Source organism: Streptomyces sp. NPDC050439, from assembly GCF_040655335.1.
GTDB lineage: Bacteria > Actinomycetota > Actinomycetes > Streptomycetales > Streptomycetaceae > Streptomyces.
The window spans coordinates 505,046-523,259 of sequence record NZ_JBFAJT010000006.1 but is presented as its reverse complement, the minus strand read 5'-3'; the positions used below and the strand labels follow the sequence as shown (position 1 = coordinate 523,259).

At 65.3% G+C, this 18,214-nt stretch carries 24 protein-coding genes; 12 read left to right on the top strand and 12 right to left on the bottom strand.

The window, feature by feature from the left end; genetic code table 11:
- From AB0I66_RS26965 to AB0I66_RS26945, 5 genes are all read right to left on the bottom strand, one after another.
- The gene (locus AB0I66_RS26965; protein ID WP_363210512.1) at positions 1 to 255 is read right to left on the bottom strand and encodes a hypothetical protein; all 255 of its coding nucleotides are present in this window, start codon (positions 253 to 255) and stop codon (positions 1 to 3) included.
- 142 nt (positions 256 to 397) lie between these two features.
- Entirely contained in the window at positions 398 to 2,545 is a 2,148-nt protein-coding gene (locus AB0I66_RS26960; protein ID WP_363210680.1) for a cell division protein FtsK, read from the bottom strand.
- A gap of 169 nt (positions 2,546 to 2,714) precedes the next feature.
- Positions 2,715 to 3,665: a DUF2637 domain-containing protein gene (locus AB0I66_RS26955; RefSeq protein ID WP_363210511.1), complete on the bottom strand. Its 951-nt coding sequence runs from the start codon at positions 3,663 to 3,665 to the stop codon at positions 2,715 to 2,717.
- Between the two features lie 2 nt (positions 3,666 to 3,667).
- On the bottom strand, positions 3,668 to 4,006 hold the full coding sequence (locus AB0I66_RS26950) for a hypothetical protein (RefSeq protein WP_363210510.1): 339 nt from the start codon (positions 4,004 to 4,006) through the stop codon (positions 3,668 to 3,670).
- Between the two features lie 89 nt (positions 4,007 to 4,095).
- Entirely contained in the window at positions 4,096 to 4,467 is a 372-nt protein-coding gene (locus tag AB0I66_RS26945) for a hypothetical protein (protein WP_363210509.1), read from the bottom strand.
- A gap of 364 nt (positions 4,468 to 4,831) precedes the next feature.
- Between AB0I66_RS26945 and AB0I66_RS26940 the strand changes: the two genes are divergently transcribed.
- Positions 4,832 to 5,620: a GntR family transcriptional regulator gene (locus tag AB0I66_RS26940; protein WP_363210508.1), complete on the top strand. Its 789-nt coding sequence runs from the start codon at positions 4,832 to 4,834 to the stop codon at positions 5,618 to 5,620.
- Between the two features lie 3 nt (positions 5,621 to 5,623).
- Positions 5,624 to 6,385: a glycosyltransferase family 2 protein gene (locus AB0I66_RS26935; protein ID WP_363210507.1), complete on the top strand. Its 762-nt coding sequence runs from the start codon at positions 5,624 to 5,626 to the stop codon at positions 6,383 to 6,385.
- A 3-nt stretch (positions 6,386 to 6,388) separates the two neighbouring features.
- On the opposite strand, the gene AB0I66_RS26930 is transcribed toward AB0I66_RS26935, so the two are convergent.
- Complete coding sequence (locus tag AB0I66_RS26930) at positions 6,389 to 7,144, bottom strand: GntR family transcriptional regulator (protein WP_363210506.1); 756 nt, start codon at positions 7,142 to 7,144, stop codon at positions 6,389 to 6,391.
- A 68-nt stretch (positions 7,145 to 7,212) separates the two neighbouring features.
- On the opposite strand from AB0I66_RS26930, the gene AB0I66_RS26925 reads away from it, so the two are divergent.
- From AB0I66_RS26925 to AB0I66_RS26895, 7 genes are all read left to right on the top strand, one after another.
- Complete coding sequence (locus AB0I66_RS26925) at positions 7,213 to 7,506, top strand: hypothetical protein (protein WP_363210505.1); 294 nt, start codon at positions 7,213 to 7,215, stop codon at positions 7,504 to 7,506.
- 138 nt (positions 7,507 to 7,644) lie between these two features.
- On the top strand, positions 7,645 to 7,863 hold the full coding sequence (locus tag AB0I66_RS26920) for a hypothetical protein (protein WP_363210504.1): 219 nt from the start codon (positions 7,645 to 7,647) through the stop codon (positions 7,861 to 7,863).
- Between the two features lie 8 nt (positions 7,864 to 7,871).
- Complete coding sequence (locus tag AB0I66_RS26915) at positions 7,872 to 8,618, top strand: GntR family transcriptional regulator (RefSeq protein ID WP_363210503.1); 747 nt, start codon at positions 7,872 to 7,874, stop codon at positions 8,616 to 8,618.
- Positions 8,615 to 8,980 carry a hypothetical protein gene (locus AB0I66_RS26910; RefSeq protein ID WP_363210502.1) on the top strand — a complete coding sequence of 122 codons (366 nt, stop codon included), beginning with the start codon at positions 8,615 to 8,617 and terminating at the stop codon, positions 8,978 to 8,980. The genes AB0I66_RS26915 and AB0I66_RS26910 overlap by 4 nt, the downstream gene beginning before the upstream one ends.
- The gene (locus AB0I66_RS26905) at positions 8,977 to 9,246 is read left to right on the top strand and encodes a hypothetical protein (protein WP_363210501.1); all 270 of its coding nucleotides are present in this window, start codon (positions 8,977 to 8,979) and stop codon (positions 9,244 to 9,246) included. Before AB0I66_RS26910 ends, AB0I66_RS26905 begins: the two co-directional genes overlap by 4 nt.
- A gap of 384 nt (positions 9,247 to 9,630) precedes the next feature.
- Complete coding sequence (locus AB0I66_RS26900; protein ID WP_363210500.1) at positions 9,631 to 10,212, top strand: hypothetical protein; 582 nt, start codon at positions 9,631 to 9,633, stop codon at positions 10,210 to 10,212.
- Between the two features lie 103 nt (positions 10,213 to 10,315).
- A complete protein-coding gene (locus AB0I66_RS26895) occupies positions 10,316 to 11,248 on the top strand; it encodes an FkbM family methyltransferase (protein ID WP_363210499.1) in 933 nt (310 codons plus the stop codon).
- Between the two features lie 58 nt (positions 11,249 to 11,306).
- On the opposite strand, the gene AB0I66_RS26890 is transcribed toward AB0I66_RS26895, so the two are convergent.
- Entirely contained in the window at positions 11,307 to 12,527 is a 1,221-nt protein-coding gene (locus AB0I66_RS26890) for an amidohydrolase family protein (RefSeq protein WP_363210498.1), read from the bottom strand.
- Between the two features lie 179 nt (positions 12,528 to 12,706).
- On the opposite strand from AB0I66_RS26890, the gene AB0I66_RS26885 reads away from it, so the two are divergent.
- The gene (locus tag AB0I66_RS26885; RefSeq protein WP_363210497.1) at positions 12,707 to 13,156 is read left to right on the top strand and encodes a DoxX family membrane protein; all 450 of its coding nucleotides are present in this window, start codon (positions 12,707 to 12,709) and stop codon (positions 13,154 to 13,156) included.
- Positions 13,157 to 13,371: 215 nt separating this feature from the next.
- Here the strand turns inward: AB0I66_RS26885 and AB0I66_RS26880 are convergent, their stop codons facing one another.
- The 3 genes from AB0I66_RS26880 to AB0I66_RS26870 all read right to left on the bottom strand — a co-directional run bounded on the left by AB0I66_RS26880 (position 13,372) and on the right by AB0I66_RS26870 (position 14,763).
- Positions 13,372 to 13,701, bottom strand: coding sequence for a hypothetical protein (locus AB0I66_RS26880; protein WP_363210496.1), 330 nt, complete (start codon positions 13,699 to 13,701; stop codon positions 13,372 to 13,374).
- 11 nt (positions 13,702 to 13,712) lie between these two features.
- A complete protein-coding gene (locus tag AB0I66_RS26875; RefSeq protein WP_363210495.1) occupies positions 13,713 to 14,084 on the bottom strand; it encodes a hypothetical protein in 372 nt (123 codons plus the stop codon).
- A gap of 397 nt (positions 14,085 to 14,481) precedes the next feature.
- Positions 14,482 to 14,763: a TraR/DksA C4-type zinc finger protein gene (locus tag AB0I66_RS26870; protein WP_363210679.1), complete on the bottom strand. Its 282-nt coding sequence runs from the start codon at positions 14,761 to 14,763 to the stop codon at positions 14,482 to 14,484.
- A gap of 348 nt (positions 14,764 to 15,111) precedes the next feature.
- On the opposite strand from AB0I66_RS26870, the gene AB0I66_RS26865 reads away from it, so the two are divergent.
- Complete coding sequence (locus AB0I66_RS26865) at positions 15,112 to 15,615, top strand: hypothetical protein (protein WP_363210494.1); 504 nt, start codon at positions 15,112 to 15,114, stop codon at positions 15,613 to 15,615.
- Between the two features lie 213 nt (positions 15,616 to 15,828).
- Positions 15,829 to 16,386 (top strand): hypothetical protein, encoded by a 558-nt coding sequence (locus AB0I66_RS26860; RefSeq protein WP_363210493.1) that lies wholly within the window; start codon positions 15,829 to 15,831, stop codon positions 16,384 to 16,386.
- A gap of 318 nt (positions 16,387 to 16,704) precedes the next feature.
- On the opposite strand, the gene AB0I66_RS26855 is transcribed toward AB0I66_RS26860, so the two are convergent.
- Together AB0I66_RS26855 and AB0I66_RS26850 are read right to left on the bottom strand one after the other, a co-directional pair.
- Entirely contained in the window at positions 16,705 to 16,971 is a 267-nt protein-coding gene (locus tag AB0I66_RS26855) for a hypothetical protein (protein ID WP_363210492.1), read from the bottom strand.
- A gap of 57 nt (positions 16,972 to 17,028) precedes the next feature.
- Positions 17,029 to 18,003: a hypothetical protein gene (locus AB0I66_RS26850; RefSeq protein WP_363210491.1), complete on the bottom strand. Its 975-nt coding sequence runs from the start codon at positions 18,001 to 18,003 to the stop codon at positions 17,029 to 17,031.
- Between the last annotated feature and the right edge of the window lie 211 nt (positions 18,004 to 18,214).

Here is an 18,214-nt window from a genome sequence, read left to right as displayed (position 1 = left end):
TCAGCGGTTGCCTTCGCGGCGAAGGCGGATCGTGGCGTTGTAGATGTGGCGGCCTATGCGGAGCCGGTATCCGTAGCCGCGGCAGCGACGGCACTCGCGGCCTCGCTTCAACCGTCCGGAGAAGCGGCCGACGGAGATCTTCGAGCCCCAGCCCTTGCACTTGCGGCAGGTTCCGAACGGGCTCACGGCACAGATCGCCGTGTAGCAAAGCGTGATGAACAGGAGACCGGGCAGGTACGAGAGCCACGCGGGCATGCAAAACCCCTCTCAGGGCGGTTTTGGGTAGGTGCTCGGAAGGTGGCGCTAGAAGCTAGAACCCAGGTCAGAGGCAATATGGGGCGCTAGCGGGGGTGCTAGACCTAGCAGGGGTGCCTGCTAGGTCCAGCGGTCGAATCGGCTACGCGGCTTCGGCGTTCCCGTCACGCACCGCGACGGCCTTGAGGATGTCGGCGCGCTTGATACCGCGCCGGTTGACGCCCTTGCCGCTCCCAGTGGTGCCCCACACTTGACCGGTGCGGATGCCGAGCGGCTTGAGTGCCGCAGCGAGCTGTTCCAACGTCCACTCGCCATAGATGTCAGGGCGAAGTTCGACGAGCCGAGCGAGGAGCGTCTCGGACCAGACCTTGGATTCCTCGCTCGGGACGACGGCGAGGACGTCGCTCAGGACGTCATGCACCGTGACCGATGCCCTCTCCAGCTGCTCCCCGAGCGCGTGTCCCGAGAGGGTGCCGGCGCGCTCGCGTAGAGCGCGGGCTCGAAGGCCGATGCGGTCGGCCACCACGGCGTCCACGAAGGTCCCTTGGACGATGCGGGCGTCCGCTCCCTCGCCGAGGAAGTAGCAGATGCCCTTGTCGCCCCAGGCGAACATGTTCGCGCGGACACCGCGCTTGTAGGAGCCGGTTCCGAGCACCATGTCGTTCTCGATCTGGCCCATGACCTTGAGGCACCAGCGGGCCGAGGCGTTCGCGCTGATCGCCGTGGGGATGGCGTCCTTGTCCGGCCGCTGGGTCGCGAGCAGGAGGACGATGCCGGTCGCCGGTCCGCGCTTCACCAAGTCCGTGCAGATCTCCTTGAGTTCGGCGCCGTGCTTGGGGTGCTCGAACCAGATCTGACACTCGTCCACGCCAACAACGATGGGGTGGAGCCCGAGGGACTTCTTGGAGGCGAGTTCTGAGGTCACCTTGGACTCGGGGCACATGTCGCGGGGCAGCGAGCGGATCACCTTCGCCCGGCGACGAAGTTCGCCCTGCAGTTCCCGCATATCGGCAACCGCGTACTCGATGTCCTCGATCTCGTCGCCTGCCCGGTGCCGGTAGGCAACACGGTCGCCGACGCTGTCGAGGTCACCGGTTCCCTTGAGGTCGTACGTGTGGATCTCAGCTCGTACGTCCAGCGCCGCGATGAGGAGAAGCAGGCGGAGCAGGAACGTCTTGCCCATGCGGGGCACGGCTCCGATGATGCCCGCGATATACATCAGGGTGAGCCCGACCCAGCGTCCGCGCTGGTCAGTCCCCCATTTGACGGGCTTGAAGAGATCGACGCTCCCCGACTCGGCGAGCGGCCACCTGGGCTTCTCGGCCTGCGACATGTCCTGGTCGCCCACCCAGAGCCGAAGCCGACCTGTGTGTTCGTCCGGCACAGGCTCGGGCCACACGCACCCAAGCGGCCGCCGAAGTCCCGACGCGAGCCTGTGCCTCCGCTCGATGACGTCCGTAACAGTCACGCCGTACGGAAGATCGCCCTCCGCCATCCAGCCGGGGCCGTCGCGAGTGATCGGGGCGGTGAAGGTGAAGCCCTCCTCGCCCTTGGCCTGGGCCTGGCCGATCGCCGCGATCCCGAGGGAACCGAGCGCCCGAAGCACGATGTCGCTGGTGAGCTTCGTCGCCTTGGGTATCTCCACAGACCTGTGGATAACCGGGGCGTCTGCTGCCTGCCCGAGCCACCCCAGCGCGAGCCCGGCCGCCGCGCCAACCGCGAGGAGCAGCCAGTTCGGGGCCAAAACGTACAGGGCGAGGGCCGTGGTCAATCCGATGATGGAAGCCGCGACGCCGACGACCGTCCGCCACCGGACCCGCCGGTCACGCTGGCGGGAGAGCTTCAGGTAGCGGTCGATGTCGGCCTTCTCGGCGGCTTCCTTCCGGAAGACGTCACCCTCGGCGTCCTTCATCCACCGCAGGCTGTCCCCGATGAATCGAGCGGCTCCGCGAGGCGACTGCAGGAGGAGCCTCGCCGCGTACCACGGAGTGCGGATCGCGTGATACGAGGCGATGTGCCAGGCGTAATCCACGACGCCCCTGCCCGCCTGCTTGAACTCTTCGATCGAGCGGACCCACTCGGGAATGACCGCGCGACGCTTGGCGCCACGTACCCGTTCCATGAAGCCGACGCCCGAAGGGCCGCCGGGTCGGTCGACGTTGGTGGTGCTGGTCGGATCGGAGTCGCCCACGTCGGTCGGTTCCGAGTCGGGCCGACCATCCGAACCTCCGCGTCCCGATCTCCGCTTGAGGAAGTCGAGTACCGGCCCGCCAGAGTCGGCCTCCCCCATCTCCTTCTCAAGGCGCTCAAAGAGTTCGTTCTCCGAATCTCCGTGGTCCTCGTGCTTCACTGACACTTCCTTCCTGGACTGGAGGGATTGCCAGGGCCCGCCCCTACCCGCCAAAGCAGCGGGCGGGCCCTGTGCTGAAAAGTTGAGATGAGATAGATCGCCAGGGGCTTCAGGAGCCCGCGCCGACGGCCGGCGCTTCGGCCTCCTGGCGCTCGGCGCGGAGCGCGTCCCGGAGCTGGCGCGACCGGTCCTGGCTGCAGCCGACGACTCTGCGAATCGGCTCGGCGTCCAGGCGATCGGCCGGCCAGTCCGATGTCTTCTCGCGGGCCTTCGCGAGGGCCTGGTCCCACGTCATGCGCGGGCTGTTCTTGTCGGTCCTCGCCGGTCGTCGCCGACGAGGCTTGCGCGTCTCGCCCGACTCATCAACCGACTCTGGCTCGTCGCTTTCGTCAGTCGGGACGAATCCGTCGGGAGCCAGCTCGCCCAGTTTCAGAAGGACGAGGTCCCGAACCGGAGCCTTCCTTCGCCAGCCCCGACCGTAGTCCTCACGGAGTTCCGCACGGACCAACAGCCGCTGTTTCTCCAGGGCAAGCGCCTTGCGATAGTCGGTGGTCTCCCACAGCACCATCCGGCGCCACAGCATGAGCGTCGTGCGAGGAGCGATCAGCCAACGTGACCGTCGGATGCGCTCCATCCGCCGACCCGTCGCCGCGCCAATACGGACGGCGTAGACGTGAGCAGCGATCTCACTCAGCCCCACCCACAAAAGCGGCATGGAGCCGTGAGCGAGTTTCGCGGACACCGTCGTGCCGGCCGCGATGTTCAGCCAGCACGTCACGAGCGTCAGTGCCCACGGTGCGAGATGCACCCAGGCCAGTGGCATGTTCAGTCGGATCAACAGCAGTCGAGCCGCGGTGAACACCGGGATGGCGACGTCGATCCCGACCGGCACCATCCACGGATCGGAGAAGCCCCACCGGGCCGCTGCCCCGCTGAGTGAGTCGTATGAGGACGCGAGGCCGAGGCCCCCGACGCCCACCCCGGCAACCACGGCGAAGCCGAGGAGCAGCTTCTCGCCCTGGGTCAGTGGGGGTGTCTGTTCAGCCTTCGCGAAAACCACGCTCAGGCTGCCTTCCGCGGCGAACCCACGATCTGCGTACGGCTGTTGGGTCGCAGCATCGTCACGTGCATAAGGCTCGACGCATAGAGCGCGTTGAGGGCGGCGATCGAGTCGTTCTCGTCCGCCTGCTTGATCTCGATCAGCTCGGCGAACACGTCCTCAGCAGCCGCCGCTCGGGCAGCGAAGGCTTTCTCGGACTCGCCGACCTCACCGACAAACAGGTCCCGGAAATCGTCAGGAAGGTCCGGCGCTGTCGCGTCCTGAATGTCGTCGAACCCTTGGGCGAGCTCGGCGAACTCCAGGGAGCCGAGGAACCGCTGGTTACCGACGTACGAGTACATGGACTTCTCCAAGTTCCTGGAAGGGATGGGGAAGCCAGCGCGGTGGGCTGATGTGACCCGGCGGCCACCGGCACCGGCTTGAGCGGTGCTCAGATGCGGATGCGTCGAGGCCCAGTCAGGCGAAGCCCCCAGTGGTACGCGACAGCGAACATCGTGAAGCCGCCGAGAGCGGCCATGAACGTCAGCAGCCAACTACCTCCCAGCCCCAGGACAGAGCGGGCCGCGACGTACGCGGCCAGCAGAGCGACGACCAACGTGAACAGGGCCAAGAGGCGATCCAGTGTCGTCGGAGGGCAGGAGTTGCGGGCCACGATCTGCAGGTCCCGGGCATCGGTGACGCGTGGCGTGCTGCCCGGCACGTGTATGACGACGAGCCGGGTGGCGTTTGTGTCGAGACTCGCGACGGTCCCGATCACCATGTCGTTGCGATCACGGACCACGTCGCCAATCGCAAGACGCATGAAGGTCCCCCTTCGGGAGTAGAGGCAGGAACCGAGCGGGCACGAGGCCACGCCGGCGTGGTTCAGGGGAGACCACTCAGTCGACGAGTGGTCATGACCTGCGACGACGCCAACTGCGCTGACGACGCCGCGGATCAAAAGCACTCGTTCGTTTCGAGACGATGTGGAGTTCTCAAGGACCGGACGCTTCCTTCGTACTGACCCTCTCGGGCTTTCCTCCGTGCGTGGCCACTCCTAAAGAGGTCAAGTCCTCAAGACCTCTTTAGGAGTTGCTAGGACTATGACGTATCACTCCTCCACTCGTCAAGACCTCTTTAGGAGTCGTATGCTGAGGCGCGCTTGAACGACAGGACGGTGAGCACGGATGGCAAAGGCCTACGAGAAGATCGCGGACGAACTCCGCGCACAGATCCGCGCAGGCCAGCTCGGCCCAGGGGACCGACTGCCTTCCGAAGCCGCTCTCATAAAGAGCACGGGGCGCAGCGGGCCGACCGTCCAACAGGCTCTACGCCTGCTCCAGTCGGAAGGGCTGATCGAGAAGCAGCACGGCCGCGGAACCTTCGTGCGCCGCCCGCGCACGAAGGTTCAGCGTGCGAACACGCGGCACCAGTGGGAGAAGGACCGTGCTCGCGCCCCCGAGCAGCAGCGCCTGGAAACAGGAGCGACCGAGCACGACACCGGTCTTGAGGTCGACGACCTCGTCTTTCACGCCGCGTACCGCGAGATCGAGGCTCCCAAGGAGATCGCAGAGGCCATGGGCGTCGAGGAAGGCACGGCTCTCGTCGAGCGGTCCTACCGGACGCGATACAGCGCCGAGCGGAACCCGTTCAACCTCGTCACGTCGTACCTGATCCGCGACATCGTCAAGGGGAACCCCGACCTCCTTGACGACACGAAGGAGCCGTGGCCAGGCGGGACGGGGAACCAGCTGTACACCGTGGGCATCGAGATCGACCGCATAGAAGAGCGTGTGACGGCCCGGCCTCCGACGGTCGAAGAGGCGGAGGAGTTGGGCCTGCCGCCCGGTACCGCGGTTCTCGTCCTGCGTAAAACCCAGTACGACACCGACAACCGCATCGTCGAGATGTCCGACATCACGCTCCCCGGCGACCGCACAGAAATACTGTTCACGACTCCCTTGGAAAGGTGGTGAGCCGTGAGCCGGCGCATCATCATCGTCACGGCCGTCCATGCACCGTCGGCGCACTTCCTGGCTGACGCGTACAAGTCCATATGCGAGCAGGAGCTGCCCGCCGGCTGGCAGTGGCACTGGCTGATCCAGGAGGACGGGAAGACTGATCAGGTCGCGCCCCACGTTCCTGAGGACGACCGGATCACGTTCAGGCAGGGGCGCCATGGGGGCCCCGGGCTTGCTCGCACCATCGCCTTGGCCCACGCGGACGGCGAGTACGTCAAGGTCCTGGACGCCGATGACCAACTGGCGCCGGGCACCCTGGCTCGCGACCTCGCGGCCCTCGAAGCTGATCGAAGCATCGGTTGGGCTACGTCTCGCGTACTCGATCTGCTCCCCGATGGATCCACCGTCGGCTTCCCCGGCGACCCGGAGCCGGGGCCGGTCGAGCGTCAGGAGGTGCTCGACTACTGGGCGTCTCACGACTATCGCGCGCAGGTTCACCCGGCGACCCTCTTCGTGCGCCGCGACCTGCTCATGGCCCTCGGCGGTTGGATGGCGCTGCCGGCGTCCGAGGACACGGGCCTTCTGCTCGCCCTGAACTCGACCTCACGCGGCTGGTTCTCGTCCGAGGTCGGCCTGCTCTACCGCAAGTGGGAAGGTCAGGCGACCGGCCAGGCAGCGCACGTCGACACGGCGGAGCGCGATGCACGCATGGCCGTCGTCGAGGCGAGGGCGCGCGCACTGGACTACTTCCAGTGGCGCTACCCCGTCAGCTCTGACTGATCATCACTGATTGACCGGAACCTCGTAGACGATCTCGCAGGAGGCAGCGGGCACGACGATGTCAGCCGTCTCGACCGGGCGTCCGTCGTCGCTGTAGTACGTCCGCTGAATGCGTGTCACGAGCGCACCGCGCTGGATGCCGAGGAGCACAGCCTCCTCGGCATTCGCGTGTCCGGGCTCCGGCTGCTCCACGGCTCGGCTGACCGTAATGCCAACTTCCGCCATGCGGCGCACCACGCCAGTTCCGGCGAGCGGACCGCCCTCGGGGAGCACCACGAGTGAGCCGGAAGTGAGGCTGTACGGCTCCCAGCTCGTGGACACCTGGACGGGCCGCCGATCGGCGAGGAACTCATAAGCGGTGCGGACGCAGTACTCCCCCTCGGCGATACCGAGGCGAGCGGCGATGTCCGGCGGCGCCGGGATCATGGCGTCGCTCCGGCTCTCCCATGTCCCGTCCTTGCCGAGCGCGGCCATGTCCACGCGAAACGGAGATCCGCCAGACTGCTCGCGATGCTGCGAGCGCACCATCCTCAGACGCTCGCGGGGCTCGGCAACGTAAGTGCCCGAGCCGGCACGCCCCTCCAGAACGCCCTGCGAAATCAGCGTCTCCTGCGCCCGGCGGATGACGGCCTCGCCGACACCGCACTCCTGCGCGAGCTGCGCGCGCGAAGGCAACCGGTCTCCTGGCGTCCACTCGCGGTCGGCAACTCGCCGTCGCAGCACGTTAGCGATCCGAAGGTATGGCGGTTGGTCACGCATATAGAAAATCTAGTCCACGACCTCTAATCTAGATAGCTAGCTTCTAGTTAGCTATCTAGATCTATGTCATGGAGGAACGCCTTGTGCCCTCACCAGAAGCTCGCGCCGACGAGATCGTGGCGGGCCTCTCTGCTGCTGGATTCACGCCGCGGCTGCAGCACCACGCGGACCGCATCTCCATAGAGACGAAGGTGCCGAGCTCCGTCTCCGCCGAGTCATGGCAGCGGCTTCTCACGCTCCTCATGACGTCCGACGGATTCGGGCTCGACACGACCGCGAGCGGCACCACAGCAAGGGCCGCCGTACGCAAGGAAACCCCCGCGACGATCCGACTCGTCCGGGGGCACGGCCATCAGCCTTAGGGAGCTGAACAGCGTGTTCGACCGTATCCGTAGCCCCGGACCATGGGCCAGGCAGCGACGCGCCCGGCCCTCCGCACACGCCGCGGGGGCCTGGTCCAGCGCATCCCCTCCCGCCGAGCACGCCAGCGGGGAGGACCAGTGATCAACCCCCGGAACATCACCGTCACCACCCTTGAGGTCACCTCGCAAACGATCCAGCAGCACGACGTCGTGGACATCGGCGGCCAGCGCTTTGAGGTGCTGAACATGTTCGAACTCCACGGCCAGGCAAAGGGTTTGCGCTTCACCACGGGTGAGGTCCTGACCATTCACTCCAAGACGCGGCTGTCCGTGACCCGGGCAGTCAGAAGGGGGTGACGCGTCGCATGGCATTCAATCGATACGCGTCCATCGCGGGCGAGCTCCGGCAGCAGATCACCACGGGCATGTTCTCGGCGGGCGACCAGCTCCCCGCCGAGAGCGAACTCACGAAGCTGTTCGGGGCGAGCCGACCCACCATCCGTGACGCCCTCTCCGTGCTGGAGAACGAGGGCCTGATCATGCGGCTTCATGGACGCGGCAACTTCGTTCGCCACACGTCCGGGCAGATCACGTACGCGGCGGACAGCCTGTCCCGGGAGCGGCGAGCAGCCGTCAACGCCGCCATAGAGGTGAACGTGAGCACGAAGGAGACAGCGGCCGGCAAGGAACTAGCCTCGCTGCTGCGCACGCCACCGGCCACCGCACTGATCGAGTACGCCTTCTTGAGCCACCACATGAAGTTCCCGTACGCCTTGGCCCGGGTCTACGTGCCGTGCGACGTGGCGCGGGTCGACGTCCCCAGGGCGAGCGGCTCACCGCTGGGAGAAGACGTTCTGGATCTACTGGAGAAGGCTGGGGTCCACGTGGCCAGTAGCGCTTCGCGTGTAACCGCCCGGCTCCCCGACCCCGAGGAGGCCTGGGCCCTCCGCATCGGCGCCGGTACACCCGTACTCGGCATCGAGCGGGTATCGACCGATTCCGCCGGCCGGGTGGTGGAGGCGTCTCTCCTCGTGCTCCCCGGCCACAGCGCAGAGGCCGTCTTCACGGCGCATGCTCCAACTCCGGACCCCGATCTGGAGGGCGCCCGATGATTCCGACACAGGCGACGCGCCTACTGCCGTGGTCCACCCCGGACGGGAAACCTTGCTACCTGGCGAGCGACGACCCGGGCAGTTACCTGTCCCGCGTCGCGGACAACATCGAGTCCGTTCAACTGGGCATGGCCGACGAACTGCTTGCCCACACGGACGACCTGTTGACGGACCCCAAGGCCAGCAGCGATCAACTCCGCTACGCGCTCGCGCGCACGAGCGAGGCACTTCGCGACGTGAAGCGCATCGCGGACAGCAGGGGTGCACGGCTGACGCTGCCCGATGATGATCCGGACGCGATCAGTTCGGACGACGACCCGGATGACGATGGGCCGCGCCTTCCTGCCGGGGCGTTCGGATGAGCGAGGACAGCGCCCTGGATCGGGGCCGATACCGGCCCATCGAGTGGACGCTGTCGGCTGTGCCCGCCATGTCTGTGCACCACATCGGCAAGTGCCTCGCGTGCAGTCAACGCTCGGTAGACACGGCCGACCCGGACGACGCCCAGCTGTGGTGCCTCAGGCACGCCGGCATGACGCGGCACAGCGACTATGAGCTGTCGGCGTTCCAGTACTTCAACGCCACGATCACCGACCCGGCAGTGGGCGGATCCGCTTCACCGACATAGACCAGGGCTGGGGTTGCCGGGGCATACCTCCGGCAACCCCGCCCGCCGGCCGCTGGATCCCGGTAGTTATGGGGTCCGTCAAGACAGCTCTGAGAAGCGGCTACGAAGGTTGTCCCGTACAGCCAGGCCGCGCTCACGCAGCCGACTGAACTGATAGTGCACTGCCGACTTGCTGAGCGCCCAACACCGTGTGCAGCACGCCCTCGTTGACAATCCGTGACTCAACCACGCCGAGGGAGCAACGGGGGGCGGGAGACCCGAGGCCGGGGAAGCGTGCACGCATTCACCCGCCGAGCCCTGCGGGTTGCCAGTCGACGGGCAAGGCCCAGGACCGGAAGTTCAGGACGAGACCGACTGACCACTTGGGGCACCTTCATCTCAGCGATGGCCGCCGCTGCCGGACTACTCGTCAGCGGGGTAGCCACCTGGGCAACCGTCGCCGCACTTCGCGACCAACGCACGCAGTCAGTAAGCGAGGACAATCAAGCCCTGCGCTCCCGAGCGGGTCGGGTCAGCGCCTGGATCGAGACCCACAAAGGCGAATACAAGGATCTCCACCTCATTAATCGGTCACCGGACCCCGTCGTCAATTGGGGACTTCTCTACAAAGAATCTGCCAACGAGGTACGGATCAACGGGTACGAGTTGGAGCGAATGGACTTGCGGGATACGACTCCGATGACGCTGCTTACAGCTCTTCCTCCTTGCTCTCACAGCAAGATCGACATGTTAAGAGTAGCGAAGCTCGCAAGTATCATCAGGAACCCATATGGCGATCCGAAGCCGAGAAAAAACCCGTTCCACCTGGTAGGGATCACCTTCTACACCTCAGACGGTAGCGGATGGATAAGGAACCTACAGGGCTCACTCGTTCGGCATTCGATGCAGAGCGGTTACGCTGAAACCGACGGAGATGCAGTCCCTGTCAAGAATGCAGGTAAAGCCGCCATGTGCCACGCAGACTGATCCTGGCACCGCCCTTCCTGCCACCACGCGCGTAGCGGCTGAGGCGCGGCCTGCCGCCATCCGATCTTGCCCATGCTGGAACAGACTCGTACGGTCACGTGCTATGCCTCCCGCTCTTCTCCGCTGCGCTTCAGAACTCCTGGTCACTCTCGGCCGCGGCTACGTACGCAACGCACCGGGCTCGCTGCTCAAGGGCCCGCTAGCTGCCCACTACCTCAACCCGTACCTCCGTGACCACCCGCGCCAGCGCGTGGTCGAGGCGCGGTTCGACGCGCGCTTCGCGTGCGATTCCCGCGATCTCATCCAGCGGTTCATCAGCCTCTACGGGGTGTGGGAGCCGCACATGACGCGGTGGCTGCAGAGCCGGCTGGGCATCGGAGACACGTTCATCGACGTGGGCGCCAACATCGGCTACTTCGCGGTCCTGGGATCACGCCTCGTCGGCAGCACGGGGCGGGTGGTGGCCATCGAGGCTTCACCCACCTTCCACAACCGCGTACTGCAGCACGTCCGTCTCAACGACTGCGACAACGTCCGCGCCGTCAACGCGGCCGTCTCCGACAGCCACAAGACACTGACGTTCATACTCGCCAGCTCGAACAACATGGGCGCGAACTCGATCATCCCGTACGACGGTCCGGCTGAGTCGAGCTTCGAGATGGAGGCTCTCCCCTTGCCTGAGGTCCTGGACGAGGACGAACTCAGCAGGGCCCGCGTGATCAAGATCGACGTAGAAGGTGCCGAGGGCGGCGTCATCAGGGGGCTGGCCCCCGCCCTTGAGGAGCTCCGCCCGGATGTGGAGATCGCCGTGGAGGTCACTCCAGACCGCATGGCCCAGCTCGGCGACTCCATCGACGAGTTGCTGGAGACCATGGCTCAGCACGGCTTCCATACCTACCGGCTGCCGACCGACTACAGGCCGGAGAACTACCCCCGCGCCCTGCGCCGGCCGGAGCCTCCGGTTCGATGGCGCGGCCCCATCGTCGGTGAGACCGAGCTGATCTTTTCTCGCATCGACGCCGAGACGCTGCGCTGACCGAGCGCTAGCCCGGCGGTGGAGCCGGCCCCTACCGGCCCACCACGAGCGGACGCCCCTAGAGATCCCGGTCAAACGGCAGATCCAGCATCCGAATCGCGTTCCCGCGGAGCAGCTTGTACGCCACGTCCTCAGGGAGGTGGCCGACGTGATCCTCAGCCACTGCCTTCGTGTGGGGCCACGTGGAGTCGACGTGCGGATAGTCGGTCTCGAAGGTGGCGTTGTTGACGCCCACGGTCTCGATCGAGGCGACACCGTGTTTGTCCCGGAAGAAGCAGCAGTAGATCTGCCGGTAGTAGTACGACGACGGGGGCTCCGGGATCAGGTCCTTGACGCCACCCCAGGCCCGGTGCTCCTCCCACACATCGTCGGCGCGCTCCAGGGCGTACGGAATCCACCCCATCTGCCCTTCGCTGTACGCGAGTTTGAGGCGGGGGAACTTCACCAGGACCCCGGAGAAGAGGAAGTCCATCATCGAGGCCATCGCGTTGTTGAAGCTCAGGGAGGCCTGGACGGCGGGGGGCGCGTCGGGCGATGCCGCCGGCATCTGCGATGACGAACCGATGTGCATGTTCACGACCGTGCCGGTCTCCTCGCACGCCGCGAAGAACGAATCCCAGTAGCCGGAGTGGATCGACGGCAGCCCGAGGTGCGTCGGGATCTCGCTGAAGGTCACTGCTCGCACGCCGCGAGCAGCATTGCGCTTGATCTCGGCGACAGCGAGATCCACGTCCCAGAGCGGGATGAGGCACAGTGGGATTAGCCTTCCGCGGCTGTCACCACACCACTCCTCCACCATCCAGTCGTTGTACGCCCGGACGCAAGCGAGCCCGACCTCCTTGTCCTTGGCCTCAGAGAACGTCTGCCCGCAGAAGCGCGGGAACGTCGGGAAGCAGAGGGAGGCCTCGACATGGTTGATGTCCATGTCCTCCAGGCGGGCCTTCGGGTCCCAGCAGCCACGGCGCATCTGCTCACGCGTGATGCCGTCGAGCGTCATCTCATCCCGCGAGAAGCCCACGGCAGCGATGATCCGCTTGTACGGGAAGATCTCTCCCTCGTACTCCCACCAGTCGGTGACCTGCCCTTCCGGGTCCGTCGTGAACTTGTACTTACCGCCGATGTACTCAAGCTCGCCGATACCTGCGGTGAAGGGCTTCGGGCCCCGGTCGCGGTACTTGCTCGGGAGCCACTTCTCGAAGAGGTGCGCGGGTTCGATCACGTGGTCATCCACGCTGATGACGCGGGGGAGCTCTTTGGCCCCGACCTCGATGTTCTCCACTGCTCTGCCCCCTACTACCTGCCGGTTTCCCATACATGCATCTGACGGACCATCAGATTGAGGTTATGGCGTCACACCGGTGACGGCAACAGTCCGCTTGAAACTCGACCCCTTGCGCGATCGGTCGAGATCGGCTGAACTGACGAGCCGTCAGGTCAGGTTGAGGGAGGGCACGCGCGATGCAGACGATGTGGCTCAGCGGAGCCGAGTGGTTTGCCGTACTGCGGATCGGTCTCGGCCTGTGGTGGCTGGAGAGCTGGCGCCACAAGGACAAGAAGACCTGGTTCACCGGAGGCGGCATCGGCTGGGCCGTGGGCATTGCCGAGAAGCACCGCTGGCAGTTCGTCCGGTCCGGCTTCGACCTGACGGTGAGGCCCCGGCCGCAGCTGATGGCGTACATAGTCGCCTACGCGGAGCTGGCCCTCGGGCTTGGCCTCATCTTCGGCTTCCTCACGCCGATCGCGCTCGTCGGCGGCCTCGTACTCAACCTGATCTACTTCGTGCTGATGATCCACGACTGGGCTGAGCAGGGGCAGAACTTCATGATGGCCCTGATCTCGGTCGCCGCTCTCCTCGGCATGAGCTGGCAAGTCTGGTCGCTCGATTCGGTATTCGAGCTGTTCCTCTAGAGATCCACCGCGGCTCGGCTCCGGCCGGGACAGCGGACCGATCGGCCTGTTCATCGTCAAGCACCGACCACTACCCCCTCAAGCAGCAAAGGTCGGGCAGCCGCTCATGGCGGCTCCCCGACCCCTCCCGCGAGCCCTTGATCATGCGGACCCGAGAACCGAGCGGCACAGCACGCTGCGGAACCCCTGCGGAGTCGGCGTAGCCGTCACTGCAGTTATTCCAGCCTCACGCCCATACGCTTGGCGACCTTTTCAGTGTCCTTCGTGTGCCACCACTCGAAAAGGTGGGTTCGCAGCAGCAGGGCGAGATACTCAAGCGTCTCGTCGAATAGGTCACCACTGACGAAGCTTGCCTCTTCACCCTTATAGTGCAGAGAAACGCGCCAGACCTCACCTGAAACCCGAACATCAAGCTCGATCAGCAGGGCAGGCGAAACGCCATCTACCTGAAACCGTAGGACTTCGATAGGGACCCCCGGCCCCTGCCTCTGGACCCCCAGGAGCTTTTCTCCGAGTTTTTCCTGCACCTGTTCCGCGGTGGCCATAAATCATCCTTCTAGCAAGCGCTCGCACTTCGCGGCGTGTATTCGACGCTAGCCGTGATGACCCCCTGGGGCGTCACCCCGCCGGGCCTACCGCCGAGCGGACCCTTGTTGTACACCACCTTGAAGTTCTTCCTGGGGTTCGGGGAGCACCCGGTACCCGGCTTGTACCGGAAGATCACGCCGGGGCTCTTCTCGTACCCCTTCCAGAGAGTCTCATTGATCTTGTTCTTGAAAGACGTGCTCCACCTGCCGCGCTCGACGAGGTGCTTGTGCCCCCAGTTCACGGTGCCACAGCGCAGAGGTATCCGTGCAGGCCCACGGTTGAACGTGTAGGCAATCTTTTTGCTGTTCTGGTTCTTGCACTTGTCGGCCCTGGTCTCCACGGATTGCACCATGCGACCAGAATCCTGAACCTGTGCGTTCGCCGCAGGCGCACAGAGCGAGATGGTCACCGCCCCCATTGCGACAATGAAAGGCACAGTTATCTTACGATCCAGACTCACGCACTTCCCCCTTGGTCGATCAGTCGATGATCATCGTGCTTCGAATTAGCACTACAGAACAAGGGATTTTCGAAGTGACGACTGTCACGCTATGCAATGGAACGGACACTTCACGTAGTGCATCAGAGGCGTAACGGTCCAGTCTCCCTGCGTGACCTTAGGGTCCGAGCGAAGGACGAGGCGCAGGGAGGATCACACGGAGCCCTGTACGAACCGATCGATGCCTGACCGCACTGTCGACCGGACAGCGAGCCCGGTTTGCTGGACTAGGCCCGACCTAGGCCTTATCGGAAGCGTCTCCAGCCTGACCTTCTTCGGAACTCCCAAGCTTCTGACAGTCGGCACACGCAGTGGCCGTGAGTTGTTGCTCCAACCGCACGTGGCCGATCTCCGCTCCGCACAGTTCGCACCACCCGTAGTTCGCGGCGGCGAGGCGATGGAGGGCCCTCTCGATCGCCTTGACCTCCGCTGCGGCCGCTTCCGCACCAGTGAATCGCAGTAGGACCAGCCTGCGGTCTTTCAGCAAGCGACTGAACCTGCTCTGATCCTCGGGCCCCATGTATTCGGTCAACAGCCTCTCCCCATCGCCACGTTGGGCCGCCGTTCTGCTACGAGCCATACGGAGCTTATTTGCACCTCGCTCGACGTGGGACCACCGCGAACCCAACGAAGCGCATCAAGAGCGCTGCAACACGGGGTGTCACACCCGTCACAGCGTCACCCACCCCGTTCCGCTGGCCTGATCGACTCGCACAAGCCATGGCCCCCCGTGTTTCAGCCATCGGCTTCCCCTTCCCCCGCTGCACTCGTAACATCGTCCAGTCGTCTTTAGGAGTCGTGCTGACCTGGGGGAACGGTGGGAACGGGTGAGCAGCTCGTAACAGTCGCAGCGGTATTGCTGGGCGCGTTGACGACGCACCTGACCAACTACCTCATGAACCGCAGCCGCCAGAAGCATGAGCTCCTGGTCCGCTGGGACGACAGGAAGTTGGACGCGTACGAGGGATACATCGATACGGTCCGCACCTCCGTCTTTCTCGCTGTTCATCTCTACGAGCTCAGAGAGGGCCTGCGCGAGAGTCAGCAGAGCGAGAGGGATGTCCGTGCCGAGGTGTTGGAGGCCAGCCATCTTCGAGGGCGTGCCTTCGAACGCATCTTGTTGCTCGCAGGGGACGAGGTCATTGAGGCCGCACACAGGCTGAACGCCGTTGCTCTCAGCATTGATTGGCAGGCCAACGGCAAGGTGTCGGGAACGCTTGAGGAGTGGCGGGACCGGAACCGAGCGGTATTCCGCGCGATCACCGCCTTCCACGACGCCGCTCGCCAGGACCTCGGTGTGAGCGGCAGTGTGACGGGCGAACAGCACCCGGAGCGGGACCTGTTGCTCCCGCCATCGCCGCGGAATCCGTAGCCACGTTCCGTTAGGCGAGTTGGTCCCGAAGCCGACGGCTTGGGCGCCGGCGTCCAAGACGCGCAACTCGCCCTCCTCTCGTGCGCTTGTCTGGCCTGTTGCGCCGCGGCATGCCACCCTGCCCGGCACATCCGCCTTCCACGGACCGTGGACCACGCTGGGCGGGCAGCCTGCGTACGGCGCACCATCGTTCTGGCAGATGAGGAGAGGCCGATGAGCGAACGCGACCGGGAGATGAACGGACCTGAGGCATCAGCCCTCAGACAAGGGCACGCCGCACGAGCCGAGAGTGCAGCAGCTCGGGCGGCAGCCATCAGCCACTACATCGAGCGCGTCGCGCGAGAGCGGCCGGACGGCAAGGAAGCCGACGAGAACGCCATCTGGAAGGCAGCTCACGCCGCACGTGTAGCGGCACAAGCGCTCGCAGTGCTCTCGGAGATCCCACCCGACCCAGCCGCAGACTCTCGCTGCGCCAGAAACTCGGCTGCCTCCGCCGCGCAGGCCTCCCAGATGGGGCAGCTCGTCGACGGCGACACCGAACCATCGCTCGCTGCATGCAAGGCCGCGCTCAAAGCCTCACTGGCTGCATCCGCTGCGGCGGGAGCCAGCTCTCTCGGCGCGGACGAAGCGCTGAACTCCCTAGCAGACGAAGCCGAGAAGCTGGCTGTCGCCGCAGCAGAGCGCTCCGGCTGGATCCGCCCCGGTGTAGAGATCCCTGCCGTCTCGACGGGTGTGCGAAGCCCCGAGGTCATGACGATGCTCCACCTCTGATCTCTGATCCACTCCCCGCTCACTCCCCGGGGAGTGAGCGGGGAGTGGATCAAGAACGGCGGCGTCGACCCCACCCTTCCGGACCGACGCAGACCAATACCCTGACCTGCACTGGAGCGAAGTAGACCAGGTCAGCGACGTTCCGGGACTTTCTTCGGGACGAAGAGGTCGTGGGTTCAAATCCCGCCACCCCGACAGCTGGAATACCAGGTGAGGCGCCTACCGGATTCGGTAGGCGCCTCACCTGTTTCTGTGTGCGTGTGGACCCGCGTGAGCCCCTGGCCGGTGGCGGTGGTCAGGGGCTCACGTGTGTGGGGGTCAGTTCTGCGTGGTGGTGCGGCCTCGTACCGCGTGTGTGGCTGTGATGGTTGCGGCCATCCAGAAGCAGGCGCCGGACACCGCGGTTCCGGCCGGTGCGTCGAGGAGTAGCGCCAGGACACACACCACGGCGAAGACGACGACGCCGCAGGCTATCGATGTGGTGTCACGCCAGGCGGGTGTGGTGGGTCTGCCTGTGAAGAACAGGGTTCCTATGGACAGGAGCACCATCAGGGCTCCGCCGTAGATGAGCCACGTGCTGCTCAAAGCCGATCTCCGCTCGTGTTTCTTGTGGTGCTGGTGGTGCTCGTGTTGCTAGTGGTGTTACTTGCAGTTTCCGCCGGAGTATTGGCCGGGGATGAAGATTCCTGCCGCGAACTTGACCTTGATGCACTTCTTGGCGTTCTTCGCCTTCAGCGCCGTCGTGGTGATGACCGCGGCGTGCGCACTCCAGTAGATGTTCAGGCCTGGCGGGAGGAAGCCCGAGACCACGCCGGACAGAGCGCCGTTGGTGGCGATCGCCCTGGTCTCCTTCTTGTTGAAGTACGCGGTGCCCGTCACGATGCCCCACGTCATCTTCGGGTCGGCGACCACCGGGAACGCGGTGTTCCAGGTGGTCTCGACCGTCTGGATGAGGTCGGTGCCGTCCAGCTTGTAACTCGTGGGCACGCTCTTGCCGTTCGCGTCCTTGGCCCACGGTGCGTCGATCGTGGCGACCGGGACGTGGACTCCCTCGCCGGCCTCACGCGTGATCTCGTAGCCACCCTGGCCGTCTTCGGTGATGCTCGCGTCCTGCGGGATGTTGAGCCGGAAGCGGTGGGTCCCGGAGGCCTTGGCGTCCTTGAGCGTGACCAGGGTGCGGGCTCCGCCGTCCTTCGTCGGCTGCACGGCGATGTCCGTGGCGGGAGCGGCGTCGGGGTAGATCACCGTGCCCGCGCCGGCCTTGACTCCGGCGACGTCCTTGGCGCCCGGCAGCGTCAGGCCGAACGTAGAGCCGTTGTCGTCGGCGGCGTGCAGGGCGCCGTTCGCCTTCTCCGGTGCGGTGACCGTGAGGGCGGCTCCGTCCCCGGCGGTTACCGCCTTGGCCGGCGTGCCCGGAGCCGCCGTCGACGCGGCGATGTCAGTTGTCCCTGTAGCGGATTCCACGACTGCGGCAGCCCGGGCCGCTCCATCCGAATGCCGGGTGGTGGTGGCCGCGTTGGCCGGAATCGCCGAGGCGAACAGGGCTGCCCCGGCGGTGGCGGACACAGCAGCCAGGGACAGCTTGCTGAGCTGGTGACGGTGTGTGCTGTTCTGCACGCGCCGTACTCCTTTGAACGTGCTTTTGCAGGCAATGCTCGCAACCCGGCCCTGTGGGGGCGAGGGGTGCTAGTCGGGCCTTATGGTCAAGATCAACTCCATCACGCCCAGAACGGACACGCTGTGGCGGAAGCCATAATTCCGCCTCCAATTTCCCTTGAATGATAGGCGTTTCGCCTTTGTAACCTTTTAATCTCAGGCTGTGGATCGG